This is a genomic window from Algoriphagus sp. (assembly GCF_039969895.1).
In the GTDB taxonomy this organism is placed as follows: domain Bacteria; phylum Bacteroidota; class Bacteroidia; order Cytophagales; family Cyclobacteriaceae; genus Algoriphagus.
Window position 1 is genome coordinate 483428 of record NZ_JBDVMZ010000012.1, and the last position, 15423, is coordinate 498850.

The 15423-nt window shown below is 41.7% G+C and carries 16 protein-coding genes; 12 read left to right on the forward strand and 4 right to left on the reverse strand.

Annotation, left to right across the window (positions count from 1 at the left end; translation table 11 throughout):
• Positions 1-9: 9 nt before the first annotated feature.
• The 5 genes from ABJH64_RS08265 (at position 10) to purU (ending at position 3803) form a co-directional block, all read left to right on the forward strand.
• Entirely contained in the window at positions 10-780 is a 771-nt protein-coding gene (locus tag ABJH64_RS08265) for a phosphosulfolactate synthase (RefSeq protein ID WP_348275482.1), read from the forward strand.
• Positions 781-839: 59 nt separating this feature from the next.
• Entirely contained in the window at positions 840-1775 is a 936-nt protein-coding gene (locus ABJH64_RS08270; protein ID WP_348275481.1) for a DUF368 domain-containing protein, read from the forward strand.
• On the forward strand, positions 1772-2509 hold the full coding sequence (locus ABJH64_RS08275) for a shikimate dehydrogenase (RefSeq protein WP_348275480.1): 738 nt from the start codon (positions 1772-1774) through the stop codon (positions 2507-2509). The genes ABJH64_RS08270 and ABJH64_RS08275 overlap by 4 nt, the downstream gene beginning before the upstream one ends.
• Positions 2510-2581: 72 nt before the next feature.
• Positions 2582-2866: a hypothetical protein gene (locus ABJH64_RS08280; RefSeq protein WP_348275479.1), complete on the forward strand. Its 285-nt coding sequence runs from the start codon at positions 2582-2584 to the stop codon at positions 2864-2866.
• Positions 2867-2948: 82 nt separating this feature from the next.
• Positions 2949-3803 (forward strand): formyltetrahydrofolate deformylase, encoded by an 855-nt coding sequence (purU, locus tag ABJH64_RS08285; protein WP_348275478.1) that lies wholly within the window; start codon positions 2949-2951, stop codon positions 3801-3803.
• Here purU and alr read toward each other — a convergent pair.
• Positions 3800-4954: an alanine racemase gene (alr, locus tag ABJH64_RS08290; protein ID WP_348299497.1), complete on the reverse strand. Its 1155-nt coding sequence runs from the start codon at positions 4952-4954 to the stop codon at positions 3800-3802. The two genes, purU and alr, sit on opposite strands and share 4 nt — an antisense overlap.
• A gap of 88 nt (positions 4955-5042) precedes the next feature.
• On the opposite strand from alr, the gene ABJH64_RS08295 reads away from it, so the two are divergent.
• Positions 5043-5630 carry a DNA-3-methyladenine glycosylase I gene (locus ABJH64_RS08295; RefSeq protein ID WP_348274927.1) on the forward strand — a complete coding sequence of 196 codons (588 nt, stop codon included), beginning with the start codon at positions 5043-5045 and terminating at the stop codon, positions 5628-5630.
• Here the strand turns inward: ABJH64_RS08295 and ABJH64_RS08300 are convergent.
• The 3 genes from ABJH64_RS08300 to ABJH64_RS08310 all read right to left on the reverse strand — a co-directional run bounded on the left by ABJH64_RS08300 (position 5627) and on the right by ABJH64_RS08310 (position 9688).
• The gene (locus ABJH64_RS08300) at positions 5627-7135 is read right to left on the reverse strand and encodes a sodium:proton antiporter (protein WP_348274928.1); all 1509 of its coding nucleotides are present in this window, start codon (positions 7133-7135) and stop codon (positions 5627-5629) included. The genes ABJH64_RS08295 and ABJH64_RS08300 overlap by 4 nt on opposite strands.
• A 182-nt stretch (positions 7136-7317) precedes the next feature.
• Positions 7318-8544, reverse strand: a complete 1227-nt coding sequence (locus ABJH64_RS08305) for a Glu/Leu/Phe/Val dehydrogenase dimerization domain-containing protein (RefSeq protein WP_348274929.1) — start codon at positions 8542-8544, stop codon at positions 7318-7320.
• A 70-nt stretch (positions 8545-8614) separates the two neighbouring features.
• Positions 8615-9688, reverse strand: a complete 1074-nt coding sequence (locus ABJH64_RS08310; RefSeq protein ID WP_348274930.1) for an anhydro-N-acetylmuramic acid kinase — start codon at positions 9686-9688, stop codon at positions 8615-8617.
• Between the two features lie 104 nt (positions 9689-9792).
• On the opposite strand from ABJH64_RS08310, the gene ABJH64_RS08315 reads away from it, so the two are divergent.
• The 6 genes from ABJH64_RS08315 to ABJH64_RS08340 all read left to right on the forward strand — a co-directional run bounded on the left by ABJH64_RS08315 (position 9793) and on the right by ABJH64_RS08340 (position 15376).
• Positions 9793-10509 (forward strand): type III pantothenate kinase, encoded by a 717-nt coding sequence (locus ABJH64_RS08315; RefSeq protein WP_348274931.1) that lies wholly within the window; start codon positions 9793-9795, stop codon positions 10507-10509.
• Positions 10499-11776, forward strand: coding sequence for a hypothetical protein (locus tag ABJH64_RS08320; RefSeq protein WP_348274932.1), 1278 nt, complete (start codon positions 10499-10501; stop codon positions 11774-11776). Before ABJH64_RS08315 ends, ABJH64_RS08320 begins: the two co-directional genes overlap by 11 nt.
• A gap of 98 nt (positions 11777-11874) precedes the next feature.
• Entirely contained in the window at positions 11875-13176 is a 1302-nt protein-coding gene (locus ABJH64_RS08325; RefSeq protein ID WP_348274933.1) for a hypothetical protein, read from the forward strand.
• Positions 13177-13261: 85 nt separating this feature from the next.
• Entirely contained in the window at positions 13262-13807 is a 546-nt protein-coding gene (lptC, locus tag ABJH64_RS08330; protein WP_348274934.1) for an LPS export ABC transporter periplasmic protein LptC, read from the forward strand.
• 76 nt (positions 13808-13883) lie between these two features.
• The gene (locus tag ABJH64_RS08335) at positions 13884-14096 is read left to right on the forward strand and encodes a hypothetical protein (RefSeq protein ID WP_348274935.1); all 213 of its coding nucleotides are present in this window, start codon (positions 13884-13886) and stop codon (positions 14094-14096) included.
• The gene (locus ABJH64_RS08340) at positions 14096-15376 is read left to right on the forward strand and encodes a hemolysin family protein (protein ID WP_348274936.1); all 1281 of its coding nucleotides are present in this window, start codon (positions 14096-14098) and stop codon (positions 15374-15376) included. Before ABJH64_RS08335 ends, ABJH64_RS08340 begins: the two co-directional genes overlap by 1 nt.
• Positions 15377-15423: the final 47 nt, after the last annotated feature.

A 15423-nucleotide genomic window follows, 5' to 3' on the forward strand; every position in this document is an offset into this window, starting at 1 on the left:
ACCCCGCTAATGAATTATGAGCTGAATAATATCCCCGTTCGTACCGAAAAGCCACGAACTACGGGATTTACCATGGCCATGGACAAAGGTCTAAGTCTGCGAGCCACTGAAGATTTTGTAGATAGTTGTTCCGATTTTGTAGATATCGTGAAGCTTGGATGGGCGACTTCTTATGTGACCAAGAACCTTAGCGAAAAGCTAGCTATCTATAAAGATGCTGGAATCCCTGTTTATTTAGGAGGAACACTTTTCGAAGCTTTTCTGGTTCGAGGCCAATTTGATGATTACAGGAAGGTGTTGGATAAATATGACCTTTCTTACGCGGAGGTTTCGGATGGCTCCATTTCTTTGAATCATGAGAAAAAATGTGAATACATATCCACGTTAGCCAAGCAAGTGACAGTCCTTTCCGAAGTAGGCTCTAAGGATGCTGCGAAGATCATTCCTCCCTATAAGTGGATTGAGCAAATGCGGACAGAGCTGGATGCAGGCGCTTGGAAAGTAATCGGTGAAGCCAGAGAAGGGGGAAACGTGGGTCTGTTCAGAGATTCTGGTGAAGTGAGACAAGGTCTGGTAGAGGAAATTCTCACACAGATTCCTGAAGAAAGAATCATCTGGGAAGCTCCTATCAAATCTCAGCAAGTGTGGTTCATCAAGCTAATCGGCGCAAATGTGAACCTTGGTAATATAAGTCCTTCGGAGGTTATTCCTTTGGAAACTATCCGACTGGGATTGAGAGGGGATACATTCGATCATTTCCTGGGAGAAATCAAATTGTAATACAACACAACTCATTACAGGCTGATTGGAATGTTCCGATCAGCCTTTATTTTTGACCAATGGATTCTATCAGAAAATATATTCTCACTTACCTGAAAGGTATGGGAATGGGGGCAGCAGACATCGTTCCGGGCGTATCGGGCGGTTCCATCGCCCTGATTACAGGAATCTACGAAGAGTTGCTTCGTAGCATCAACTCCTTCAATGGGGAGAACCTAAGATTATTACTCAAATTTGAGTTTAAGGCTTTCTTTCACGCAGTCAACGGGCCGTTTTTGCTGAGCTTATTTCTCGGGATCATGACGAGTATTTTCTCGCTTTCAAAAGTGATCACCTATATGATGGATGAGCACCCTATTCCGCTATGGTCATTTTTCTGCGGGTTAATCTTAGTGAGTGCATTTTTGATCCTGAAGGATATTAAAAAGTGGAGTATTGGAGTAGTCATCGCGCTAATCATCGGTACGGTGGCGGCGTATTTCATCACAGAATTACCACCTACCAGTAGTCCGGATGCGCTTTGGTTCACATTTTTAGCTGGAGCCATTGCTATTTGTGCGATGATTCTGCCTGGGATCAGTGGGAGTTTTATTCTTTTGATTTTGGGAAAATACGAACCGGTCTTGAACGCAGTTACTGAACGTGATTTTGTAACATTAGCTGTATTCGCGCTAGGGTGTGTCATTGGACTTCTATCGTTTAGTCGGGTGATATCTTGGTTGTTGAAAAGGTATTATTCCATCACCATAGGTTTGTTATCTGGCTTCATGTTAGGTTCGATCAATAAGCTTTGGCCATGGAAAATCGTCACAGCGTGGCGTACTTCATCGAGTGGGGAAGAGAAACCATTTTTGACAGAAAATCTTCTTCCCAATGAATATTTGGAACAGACAGGTCTCGAACCAAAATTGATGCTTGGAATCGTTGCTTTTTTGTTCGGAATTCTATTGGTTCTTGGCATTGAACGCTTCGCGGCATATCTAAAGAAATCATGAGGAAATTCGGTTTGATCGGTCATCCATTGACCCATTCTTTTTCGAAAAAGTATTTCACCGAGAAATTCGAAAAAGAAGGAATTAAAGATTGTGAATACGAGCTGTATGATATTCCCAACGCATTTGAGCTAGACGAAATTCTGAATGATGACCCCGATATCGAAGGCATAAATGTCACGATTCCGCACAAGGAAGATGTGATCGCCTTGGTTGATGATCTGGAGGAAGCCTGTGAAGAAATAGGGGCGGTCAACTGCATTCATATCAAAGACGGAGTCCGCACAGGTTACAATACAGATTACATAGGATTCAAAAATTCACTTTCTCCTTGGCTTGGTGGTGTAAAACCAAAAGCCTTGATTTTGGGAACAGGGGGAGCTTCGAAAGCAATCAAGCAGGCATTGGTAGATTTGGATATAGAGTTTTTGAGTGTTTCCCGTTCAGAGGATGCCGATCAAATCACTTATGAGGACCTTGCTGCTGATCCGGAAATCATGAAGAGTCATCATCTAATCGTGAATACTACGCCTCTCGGTACTTTTCCTAAGGAGGAAGGTATGCCTTCCATTCCATTAGAGCAGTTTTCTCCTTCACATTTTGTGTATGATCTAGTTTATAATCCTCCGGTGACTACGCTGATGAAAGCTTGCCTGGATGCTGGAGGCAAAGCGAAGAATGGACACGAAATGCTAATTCTACAGGCTGAGGCTTCGTGGGAGATCTGGAATTCTTAAAAGCTGGAAGACCGATGATGGATGACCGAAGTAGCGTAAACGCGAGTGTATGATGCAATTAACTGAAAGAAATTGGTAGAAATAAGCGATATAGAAATAGCATTAGACAAACTAATAATTCTGTTGAATGAAGACAATCAGAAAAACTGGGCTGAGTGGTTTCTTAAAGCAAAAAACGTATTAAGGGAGGATATAGAAAGCTCCGTTTCGAAGATTCTTGGTGCATATGGTGGTATGGGTTCATTTAATGACGCATACCTATCGAAAATTACTCGCAACAATGAAAATTTTTCCGCACTTAGAACTCAATTATGGTATTTGGCTATGGAAGTCAAAAGCCAACTAAGAAAAAATTAAGAATGCACGAAATACTATGTTAATATGCATTAAATCGCATTTTAAACTAACTGTTTGCCATTTAAGAAACTTTTAGCAAAACATGAAAAAAGCCATACTCATCATTCAGTGTCCCGATCAAAAGGGAATCGTCGCCGAAGTTTCAAGGTTTTTATATACCCACAATGGAAATATTCTGGAAGTAGATCAGCACGTCGATGAGGAGATGGGCATGTTTTTCATGCGAGCGGCTTGGGAATTGGATTCTTTTTCTTTGGAGAAAGATGAGATTGCTTCTCGCTTCAAATTAGAAGTTGCTGAGCGATTTCAGATGGATTTCAAACTTCATTTCAACTTCCCCAGACCAAGAATGGCGATTTTCGTCAGCAAGCTTTCCCATTGTTTGTTTGATATTTTGGGCAGACATCATGCAGGACAGCTTGAGGTTGATATTCCTTTGGTCGTTTCCAATCATGAGAGTTTGAAGAAAATCGTGGAGGCATTTGGGATTCCATTTCATCACATTCCAATTGCTTCTGAGACCAAAGCTGCTGCTGAAGCCAATCAACTAGACCTGATGAAGTCAAACCAAGTCGATTTTGTGGTACTGGCGAGATACATGCAGATCTTATCTACGGAGTTTATTCAGCATTTCCCCAATAGAATCATCAATATTCACCATTCATTTTTACCTGCTTTTGTGGGAGCTAGACCATATCATGCTGCCTACGAAAGGGGGGTGAAAATCATTGGTGCGACGGCTCACTACGTCACCGAAGAGTTGGACGCAGGTCCGATCATCGAACAGGAAGTAGCACGGGTGAGGCATCACAATTCAGTTTCCGAATTAGTTCAGATCGGTCAGGATGTGGAAAAAGTAGTGCTTTCCAAAGCCATCAAATATCACGTAGATCGCAAGGTGATGCCGATCGGAAACAAAACAGTGATCTTCTATTAAGGGATGATTTTCCTAGGAATATCCTTGGGCAAACGCGTAAGCATTTCATAGTTGACTTGTTGGGTAGATTCTGAGAAGGAAGCAACCGTTATTTCTTTTCCACCTTGCTTTCCGATTAGGATCACCTCGTCCCCGATTTTTAAATTCTTGATTTTGCTGACGTTCACGGCAATGGCGTTCATCGTCACGGTACCTACCACCTGACAATACTGCCCACTGATCAGCACCAATCCCTGATTGCTCAGTAATCGGCTATACCCATGACCATAGCCCACTGGCACTATAGCCAGACGTATATTTTCTAGCGCCATGTAGCTGTTGCCGTAGCCGACAAATTCACCAATTTTTACAGCTTTCAGGCTCATCACCGTACTTTTCCAGGTAATCAGCCTGCGCAATGGATTCTTATTTCCTTTGGGCAGGGAATTAAGCTTTGCAAAAAAGGTTTCTTTGGTTGGCCAAAACCCATATCCAGCTATTCCTATTCTTACCATATCCATGATAGTTTCGGGAAAAATAAGTGTCGCTGCCGAGCAAGCGGTATGATAAGTTTTGAAGGTTATGCTTTGAGCATTGAAATAGTTTTTGAATTCGTGATATCGAGCTATTTGGTTTTTCACGCGCACAAAGTTGCTTACGGATTCTGCTCCAGCGTAGTGGGTGCAAAGTCCTTCAATCGCAAGGTGCTCTTTATTTTCAAGGAGTATTGCTGCCAGTTTCTCCCGCTGATTCCAGTCAAAGCCAGTTCTGTGAAAACCAGTTTCCACTTCTATGTGAACCTTTGCAGGAATACCAATTTCCTTAGAAACGGAGATTGCTTTTTGCAGCCTTTCAAAATCAAATACATAGAAACTGATTCCCTTTTCGATAAGTCCAGGCAGCTCTTCCAGGTGGAGCATGCCCAGAATCATGATTTGAGAATCTTTCTTAGAATTTTCTAAAACTTCCCAAGCTTCATCCGAACTGAACGTACTAAAATGACCAATCCCGGCTCTTTCGGCGATTTCTACCATCTGCGAAATTCCATGTCCATACGCATTTCCCTTTACTACCGCAGATATGGTGGGAGTGGGACCTATTTCCGAGCGAATGTATCGGATGTTTTGCCTGTAAGCTTTGGCACTGATTTCAAGGGTGGAGGTTGCAATCATTTTATTCTGTCAATTGAAGTCAAAAAGTAAGGCTCTCTGCCCCCGTATCCCAACTCTTGATTAATTTTATTCATCTAAATTGGCACGAATGAAAAATACCTTTCAAGTTTCAGATCAAAAATCCCGCTGCCCATGGTGTCTTGGATTCGAAGAATATGTCACATATCATGATACTGAGTGGGGTGTTCCGGTTTGGGATGATCAGATTCACTTCGAATTTTTAATTCTTGAATCAGCCCAGGCAGGATTGAGTTGGGCTACTATTCTGAAGAAAAGAGAAGGCTATCGCAAAGCTTTTGCAGACTTTGACTACAAAGTCGTGGCGGAATTCCCTGAAAGCTACGTGCAGGAATTATTGCAGGATCCGGGGATTATCCGAAATGTCCTAAAAATCCGGGCAGCTATCAATAATGCCAAACGGTTTATGGAGGTACAGAAAGAGTTTGGTTCTTTTTCCAAATACATTTGGAGCTTCGTTGGTGGCAAACCCATTCAAAATCGCTTATCCTCCATGAGTGAAGCACAGGCCACTTCCAAGGAATCGGATTTACTTGCCAAAGATCTTAAGAAACGAGGGTTCAAATTCCTAGGAAGCACTACAGTCTATGCCCACATGCAAGCTACTGGTTTGGTCAATGATCACTTGGAATCTTGTTTTCGTTTTGAACAAGTTTAAACTGGTACAAAAGCGAAGAATAATAACCAGATAATTATTAGAATTGGTAATAAAACCGGTAAAGAGAATCGGATAATATAGCCAAAGAAGGAAGGCATTTTAATGCCATTCTGTTCTGCAATCGACTTCACCATGAAGTTTGGTCCATTGCCTATGTAAGTCATAGCTCCAAAGAAAACTGCCGCTAGCGATATAGCCATCAGTTCAAAAGCAGAGTCATGATATCCATCTGCAGCAAACTGACGTACTTCTTCGATATTGCCTATAGATGCGCCTTTAGAAGCCATGGCTGCGGCTAGGAAGTTTAGGTAGGTAGGAGCATTGTCCAAGAATCCTGAAAGGACTCCAGTTCCCCAATAAAGGGTATTATGTGTGATCATTGCAGCGCCCTCTGGAGATTTGGCGAAAGTGCCAACTAACTCCAATGCAGGCATCATGGTGCCAAATATTCCTACGAAGATAAATGCCACTTCACGTATGGGCTCAAAGTTGAATTCATTGCCTTTGATAGCACGTTGATCAGCAAATTTATAAGAGAAGTACGCTACAGAAAGCATGATGATTTCTCGGATAAAAGAGAATTTTTGACCGTCATAGACGATAGCTGGAACTCCTTCGATCACATTTGGGTCTAGGAATACCGAACAGATGATAATGAATAGCCATCCAAAATTCTTGATACCAATTAGCTTCATCTTATTTGAGTAGGTAGTCCCTTCCAGTTCGCCGTCATCATTGGCTCTACCAAGCTTTTTGTCAATAAAGTAGAACGCGATCGCTAGAAATGCTAAAGCTACTACCCATGCTGGCCAGTTGTGTTCCAAAGTCCAGAAGAAAGGAATGCCTTTCAAAAACCCTAAGAACAGTGGTGGATCACCGATTGGGGTCAAAGAACCACCAATATTGCTCACCATGAAGATGAAGAAGACAATATGGTAAGCTTGAATATTTCCTTTATTCAACCTGATAAATGGTCGGATCAAGAGCATGGATGCACCTGTAGTTCCGATTAGATTAGAAATCAAAGCACCGATTATCAACAATGTTACATTTGCCATCGGAGTTGCTTTTTTATCTATTTCGATTAGAATCCCTCCCGATGCAATATATAATGAGGCAAGTAACGCGATAAACTGGATGTATTCTGCTAACGCGTGGACTGGTCCATGGACATTTCCTAGCACAAATAAATAGTAGAATACGACTAGTATGGCAAAGCCTACAGCGACTTTGGGATAGTTTTTATGCCAAAAATGCTCATAAAACAAAGGGCCTGTCGCGATCATCAGTAGTAATACTACGAATGGAATGATTAGCCAAATAGGCGCTGTGTGATGCGCCTCTTCGGCATGGTCTGCCATCACTTGATCAGGATTTCCATGATCAGCTTGAGCTACATGCGTTTGCTCAGTATCAGCACTTTGCGCAAAGACAGACTGTGCTTCAAAGCCATTAAAAAATAATATTCCGAAAAGTAGAGAGAAACTAAAGATAAAATTCTTCATTAGGCTAATAGGGTAAACTAGGTAGTCTTTAACGGTTAAATTAAGCAAATTTTTGATTGTTGCTATTCAAAGGTGACTTCTGCTAAACTACAGATTTTGGCTGATATGGCACAATCAATATTTGCTATCCTGATGGAATTAATCAAAAATTAACTCCATCAGGGCATAGGCAAATAATACTTTTACACGAGTTGTGCTAGGGCTATATTAAAGGAGCTTTCTGCTATTCTAATTTTTGTTGAATTTTTAGAATAGACGTTTTTTAGTGCTTTTTCGATGGTTTGACTGACATCTGAGAAAATCGCATTATCTGTGACTTCCGCGTTGTCGCTCATCAGGTAGGCGAATACTCGAGCCATACCACAGTTGGCGATAAAATCAGGAATAACCGACACTTGCTGATCAGTCCACACACCGATCGGACCAAAGAAAATCTCCGGGTCTGCGAACGGCACATTGGCTCCACAGGATATTACTTCAAGGCCAGCCTTGACCATTCGTTCTGCTTGGTCTTTTTGGATCAATCTCGATGCTGCAGCTGGAATGAAGATTTCGCTCTTTAAATCCCATATTTTAGCATTTATTTCTTCGAAAGAAAGTTGATTCTCAGCCACAAGTTTATTCCCCTTTCTATTCAGGAAAAGCTCGCGAACTTCATCTAATGAATAACCTTCCTCATTGATCACTCCGCCATCTCTATCGATGATACCGACTATTTTCACTCCTTCTACAGCTAGAAAGCAGGCAGCTGCAGCGCCTACGTTGCCCCATCCTTGGATTACGGCACGTTTGCCTTTGATATTTCCTCCCCAGATCTGGTAATAGTGTCTGACTGCTTCAGCCACCCCAAATCCTGTAATCATATCGGCAACGGTGTATTTCTTTGGGCCATTTGGAGTGAAAAGGGGGTCTTCTAAGACCTTAGAAACTCCTTGTCTCAACTGCCCTATTTTTCTGATTTTTTCAGGTTCCGTGGCGTGAAAGTGCCCACTTACCACTCCTTCTTGCGGGTGCCACAGTCCATAAGATTCAGTGATTGGAATGACCTCATGGATTTCGTCCACATTCAGATCTCCGCCGGTGCCGTAATAATTTTTCAAAAGCGGCATCACAGCTTTGTACCAGCGGCGAAGCACTTCGTCTTTGCGGGGATCATTTGGGTCAAAATTAATCCCGGATTTTGCACCGCCTATTGCAGGACCGGAGACGGTGAATTTTACCTCCATGGTTTTAGCTAGCGATTCTACCTCGCGCTTATCTAGTCCTTTTCTCATTCGAGTGCCTCCGCCTGCAGCCCCGCCACGAAGGGAGTTGATCACTACCCAGCCTTCAGCTTCAGATTCACTGTCGCTCCATTCAAAGATGATTTCGGGTTTTCTGTTTTCAAATTTTTTGAGTAATTCCTGCATTTATCATGGGTTTATATCTAGGCAAAAATAGAAAAATAAACCAGTCTTATCACAGAAGTCTGACGGGCGGTCAGCCGTAAATCACCCCACCACATGAGTCTCTTTTGGCTCCAGTGACAGTGGCGAGGGTGTTATTTTCATTTCGCAACCGGAGTACGCCTAAAAACCCAAAGACCAAGGCTTCTTTAAATTCAATAAGTTGGGGGGATGCCAGCGTTGGATTCCATTTACCACCTAGCTGGTCTGTAAGTCGCTCTATAAAAAAAGCATTATAGGCACCGCCTCCAGTGATCAAGACTGAGGGGTTTTCTGAAGCTTGGAAATTTTTTATAATAGTGGCGATTTGAAAGGCATAATGCTCTATGAGGGTGTTCAGTTTATCCCGTTCAGATAAATCGCTGGAGGCAAGCAAGGGGATAAAATCCTTTTCTAAATCCTCGCGACCAAGTGATTTTGCATCAGTTTTGGAATAAAATGGTAAGGCATTCAAAGCTTCAAAGAGCTGAGTACTCACCTTACCTTCTCTAGCCCAAGCTCCATTTCTATCGTACTCAGCACCTAATATTTTTGCCTGAGCATTCAAAAGTAGATTGAAAGGGCAGGTGTCAAAAGCTACACGGTCACCTGAGGACTCCATGCTAATATTTGCAATCCCACCTAGATTGATGCAAAAGTCGCTTTTTGGGAAAAGGAATCGATCTCCGATAGGAACTAACGGTGCGCCTTGCCCGCCCAGCTGTACGTCATGCATGCGAAAATCATTGATGACAGGCAGTCCCGCTGCTTGATGTAAAGCCCATCCATTGCCAATCTGAAGACTAAGCCCTTTTGAGGGCTGATGAAAAACGGTATGACCGTGCGAACAGATAGCCATAGGCTGGATATCTTTCTGTAGGCAGTAATTCCGGACTTTTTCTCCCATCCATTTTCCAAAATCTACATCCAGTAGTGCCAAGTCCAACGCTGAAAGGTTGTGACAATTCTGGAGCTTTTGCCCCAGTTCAAGAGGAAATGGGATTGTAATCGCATCTAAAATCGCATAAGACCAGTGCTCCTGAAGCTCATAGCTACAATAGGCTATGTCTAGTCCGTCTCCTGAAGTGCCGGACATCAATCCGATCATTGTATAGCGAGTAGAGTTCATGGGTTAAAGTTTGTTAAGTCTCGTTCGAGCCAAAGATAATTTAACAAGGATAAAAGCCACACCTTTTTTTGAATGGCTATTTTGCGAGGCATAAAAAATAGAGCATGTCAAATCTGATCATCGATATAGGTAATACTAGAATCAAAAGCGCCCTATTTAAAGGAGATGAACTGCTTCATGAAAAGGTCTTTGAAGAGTTAGAAACTGCCTTAGGGTATTGGGAATCACTATCTTTTGACCAGTGTATAGTGAGCTCAGTGAGATGGGACCAATCGGAGCTACAGGGTTTTTTATCCTTTCCTTTTACCTTCCTGAGTCAGGAGACTAGCCTGCCAATACAGAATGCCTATGGAACTCCAGCTAGCCTGGGATTAGATCGTATAGCCGGTGCTATAGGCGCTTGGGCCATTAGGAGAGAAGGTCCCGTACTCGCGATAGACTTAGGAACTTGTATTACTTTTGATTTGATCGATGAGAATAACTCCTATTTAGGCGGAGCTATTAGTCCTGGCTTGAGTATGCGTGCCAAAGCTATGCATGACTTTACAGCAAGATTACCACTTGTTGAACTAAGCGTAAAGCCAGATGAACTGATTGGAGACAATACCATCACCTGTATGCAAATCGGAATTTGGCGTGGAATTGAATACGAATTACGCGGGCAAATCGACGCTTACTTTAAAAAATATCCTGAAATCGAGGTCTTTGTTAGTGGAGGGGATGCTCAATCTTTTGATTCATTGGCAAAAGACCTCATATTTGTAGTCCCAAATTTGGTCCTATACGGATTGAATTCTATTCTAAACCACAATGTTGAGTAAAATCAAATTGCTGGGTGTACTATTCACCCTTTTCTTAGTTAATAAAGCTCAGGCACAATCCAGTGCATCCACCTATAGTGCATTAGGTATCGGAGAGTTTAATTATTCTGGCCTTACTAATAATCAAGCAATGGGAGGACTTGGCATCAGCTTCGGTTCTGCTTGGAATCCTAATGTGGTTAATCCTGCGTTGAGCACTAAAAACATAATTTTTAATTTTGAAGCTGCGCTGAATTATAAAAAGATCGCTGCAGATAATGGCACCGAAACTTCAGATGTAGATGGAGGAGGGTTGTCCTACATTGCTTTCTCACTTCCGGTGAAAGTCAATAAAGCTACCATCGGCTTGGGATTGAACCAAGTAACTAGCGTGAACTACAATTTGCTCATCAATAGCCAAGTGAATAATGCCAATGTAGAGGCAATAAATTCAATCGAAGGAGACGGGGGAATCTCGGAGGCCTACTTATCATACGGGATGGTAATAGCTAAGAATCTCAGCATTGGAGTGACAGGTTCCTACCTTTTTGGCTCGACTATACGGACGAACCGTCTGGCACTTTTTGATGAGGAAGGAGCCCAAGTCGGGATCACTACCGAATATTATGAAAGATTAACAGTTAGCGATGTGGGCTATAAAGCGGGGCTTTACTATTTCTTTCCTTTGAACACCAAAAGCAAATTACACCTGGGTGCCATTTATCAGCATTTAGGAGATGTTAATGGAAAAGCTTTTGCCAAGCTCGCATCATTTGGCCAAGCTAGCAGGCCCGATACAGATGGAGACTTGATCGCAAATGATGAACCAGGAAGCATTTATATCCCTAATCGTATTGGATTCGGGGTTTCTTATGAAAAAAACAACAAGTTCGTGATAGGTTTGGAAGGTCAATACCAAGACTTTAAAAAGTACAAATCACTTTTAGATGACCCATTGCAATTGAAGGAAGCGATCAAAGTGGGGTTGGGATTCCAGATAGTACCAGATTATCTTAATATAGATAATGGTTTAAAACGAGGCACTTACCGCTTTGGATTGGAATTTCAGCAGACCCCATATTACTTGAACGCGACTAACATCAATGATCTTGGCATTAACTTTGGAGCCTCACTTCCTGTAAATCAACTTTCGTTAGTGAATTTCGCGGTGAAAGTAGGTCAGCGGGGAACTACAGATAATGGCCTCATCCGAGAGAATTATGTGAACTTCACGCTGGGCTTGTCATTGAATGATAACAGCTGGTTCTACAAGCGAGTATTTGAATAATAAATAAACAAACCATACGATCGAAATGATTAAATCCAACATTTAAAAACGGATTTAGACATGAAGATTAAATTGTGCCGAATTAAACCATTATGAAAATGAAAATTAAATCTAAAATCCTAGGGCTAGCTGCCCTGCTAATGGCTGGTATGGTCCAGGCTCAAGAATTTAAATTCCCATCAGATCCTGCCTTAGAGGCCAAAGCCAGAGAATTGAACGCTGCATATACCGACTACATGAATTCAGAACAATTCGTGGAAGCTACAAAGCCTTTACATTGGTTGCTAGTGAATGTACCTGAGCTTAATCCATCCATCTACCAAAATGGAACTAAAATATACGATGAGGCTTCAAAAATCACCACTGATGAAGCTCAGAAAAGAGTATATCAGGATTCTGTCATGACATTGTTTATCAAAAGAGGACAGTTATATGACGATGAAACCAAGTGGATTGAAAACAAAGCATACTATGCTTATGGATATTATAAAGATGTGGAGGAAATGTTGCCTAATGTGGTAGCAGATTTCGAAAGAGCAATTGAGTTAAATGGAGAGTTATCCTTAGCAGCTCTATATCCAGCCTATTTTGATGCTATCAGAAGAAACGATGGCTACAATGATGCTTATACTCCTGAGCAAGTGCTAGAGAAGTATGGTGAGATTCAAAAACTTTTAGCAAAAGCTGAAGCTGATGGCAAAGATGTAGCAACAGCTAAAAGTCAGATGGAGAATTTACTTGTTGCTATGGATCTCATAGACTGCGATTTCATTGAGAATACAATGGGACCTAAATTAGCTGCAGATCCAACTAATGAAGCGCTAGCTGATCAAATTTTCAACTATTCAGTACAATATAAGTGCTACAGTACTAATGCTTTCCTACAAGCTCTTGAGATCAAGCATGCAAAAGAGCCGTCTTTCTCTACTTCTCAAGTGATTGCTATGAGATACATGCAGGAAGATAATACTGCTGGAGCAGAAGAGATGTGGACACAAGCACTGAAGCTAGCTGAGAATGACATGCAAAAAGCCGATGCTCAAATGGAGCTAGCTAAAATCTATGTGAAGCAGGGTAAAAAATCTGCTGGTAGAGCAGCTGCTAAAGAAGTAGCTAACCTTGACCCTTCTAGAACTTCAGATATCTATTCCTTGATTGGGGGCATGTACATGAACTCATTCAATGATTGTAAAGGTGGCGAAAGCCGTGCGAAAGATTATTCTATCTACATCGCTGCTTACAACGCATACCAAAAAGCTGGAGATTCTTCCGGAATGGCAAATGCCAGAGCAAGATTTCCATCCAAAGAGGAGTTGTTCACTGAAGGACTTCAAGTAGGATCCACGATCAATACTGGATGCTGGATCGGTGAGACGGTTACCTTGGCAACAAGAGATTAATTCAAGAAAACTTATTTAAAAGGCAGTCTTCGGGCTGCCTTTTTTCATTTATAGCCGTAAAACTATTTTCAATTATCTTTGAGCTGTGAATAAAATTATACTATCACTTGTGATTGGCTGCATTGCTATTTTGGCGAGCTCGTGTAGGGAAGATGTGGATGCTTCTGCTATGGAGGCCTACGAAGGGCCTATCAATATGGCTGTCAATATACATCTGATACGAAGTGACTCTGCTATCGTCCGCTCAGAAATCAAAGCTCCTAAGCAACTTGATTTTGCCAACGGCAACCAGGAATTTCCCGAAGGAATTGAGATTAAAATTTTTGAAACAGACGGTCAACTTAGCACCACTATGAGAGCCGATCGAGGGTACCTTTTAAAAGAAGAAAATATTTTTAAAGGGGAAGGGAACGTCCAAGTACATAATGTGATCAAGGATCAGAAATTGCAATCCGAGGAGCTTTTTTGGGAACCAAATAAAAAGAAAATCTACACCGAGAAATTTGTGAGAGTTCAAAATGGAGGTACATTCTCCTATGGCTCGGGATTCGAAGCTGATGAAACGTTCAGCTCCTATTCGCTCAAAAATCCTAGGGATGGCCAGATAGAATTATCCGGAGATGGAATCTGATGGAGCTATTCGAACCGAGTCTCAGCCCTGAGATTGTACCTCCCTTGCTTCCATTACGCTATTTATACTATTCAGAATGAAATTAGTTGACGCTTTATTATTATCACTTTCCCTTGCATTGATGATTGTGGGTATCCATCAGACGATAACTCAGGGAGTTGGTGCTTCTTATGCTATTTTCATGTTTGCGGTAGCCTTATTATTTTGGTTCCAATATCGCAAAATGAAAAAACCTGAAGAACCTCCCACTCCTACTAGAAAGACCAAACCCCGCAAAAAGCGTAACTAATGGAAATCACCTATTTGATTTATGTACTTATTACTCTCCTATTCTCTGCCTTTTTTTCAGGGATAGAGATTGCATTTATTTCTGCCAATAAACTTCAAATAGAGCTTCAAAATAAACAAGGAGATCTGACCGGTAGATTGCTGAGTGTCTTTGTGCAGCGACCTGGCCAATTCATTGGCACTACTCTGATGGGGAATACCATCTCACTGGTACTTTACGGAATCTTCATGGCATTTCTAATGGAAGGCCCGCTGAAGGCCTGGCTACCTGAAGGGTTCAATAACGACGCGATTGTACTGGTCATTCAGACCCTGTTTTCCACTATTGTTGTATTGATTACAGCAGAGTTTTTGCCGAAAAGTCTCTTCATGCTCAATCCGAATAGCATGCTGAATTTCTTTGCATTGCCTTTTTATGTGATCTATGTTTTTTTCTACCCGGTGGTGTGGGCTGTCGTAGGGCTTTCTAGATTTTTCATCACTAAGATTCTTAGACTAGAATACAGTGAAGATAAGCCCGTATTTACGGTCACTGACCTGAATAGCTTTGTCCAGAATCACATTCATAAAGGAAAGGAAGAGGGACATGTGGAGATTGATACGAAGATTTTTGACAACGCAGTGGAATTTAAAACAGTCCGAGTGCGGGAATGCATGGTACCCCGTACGGATATCGTATCAGTGGAGGTGGAAGACGCCATAGAGGAATTGAAGCAGGTGTTCGAAGAAAGTGGACATTCCAAGGTGATTGTGTATCGGGATTCTATCGATGATGTAATTGGCTATTGCCACCAATTGGAGCTTTTCAAAAAGCCAAAAACCATAGAAGAAATTCTCACTCCGATCATCATTGCACCAGAATCTGCCTTGGCTAATGAGCTGCTTATTCAGTTTATACAAGAGAGAAAAAGTTTGGCCTTGGTGGTAGATGAGTTTGGTGGCACTTCAGGTATCGTTTCTATGGAAGATATTATTGAAGAGATTTTTGGAGAGATTGAGGATGAGTATGACTCTGATGACTTGATAGAGCAGAAAATTTCCGATCAAGAATATTTACTAAGTGCGCGTCATGAAATCGACTACCTCAATGACAAATATGGTTGGGAATTGCCGATTGGAGACTTTGAGACGCTATCAGGGCTGATTCTTTCCCTTACGGAAAATCTACCCAAGAAGGGAGAATCGATTACTTTTGAGGCTTACACCTTTACCGTAATGACCAAACAAGAACATAGAATTGAGACTGTTCGAGTGAAAATTAACACCTCCGGAATATTCTAGTTAAGCCTTTGATTCAGAATAATTTTGAATTTCGTTCTTAATGCTCT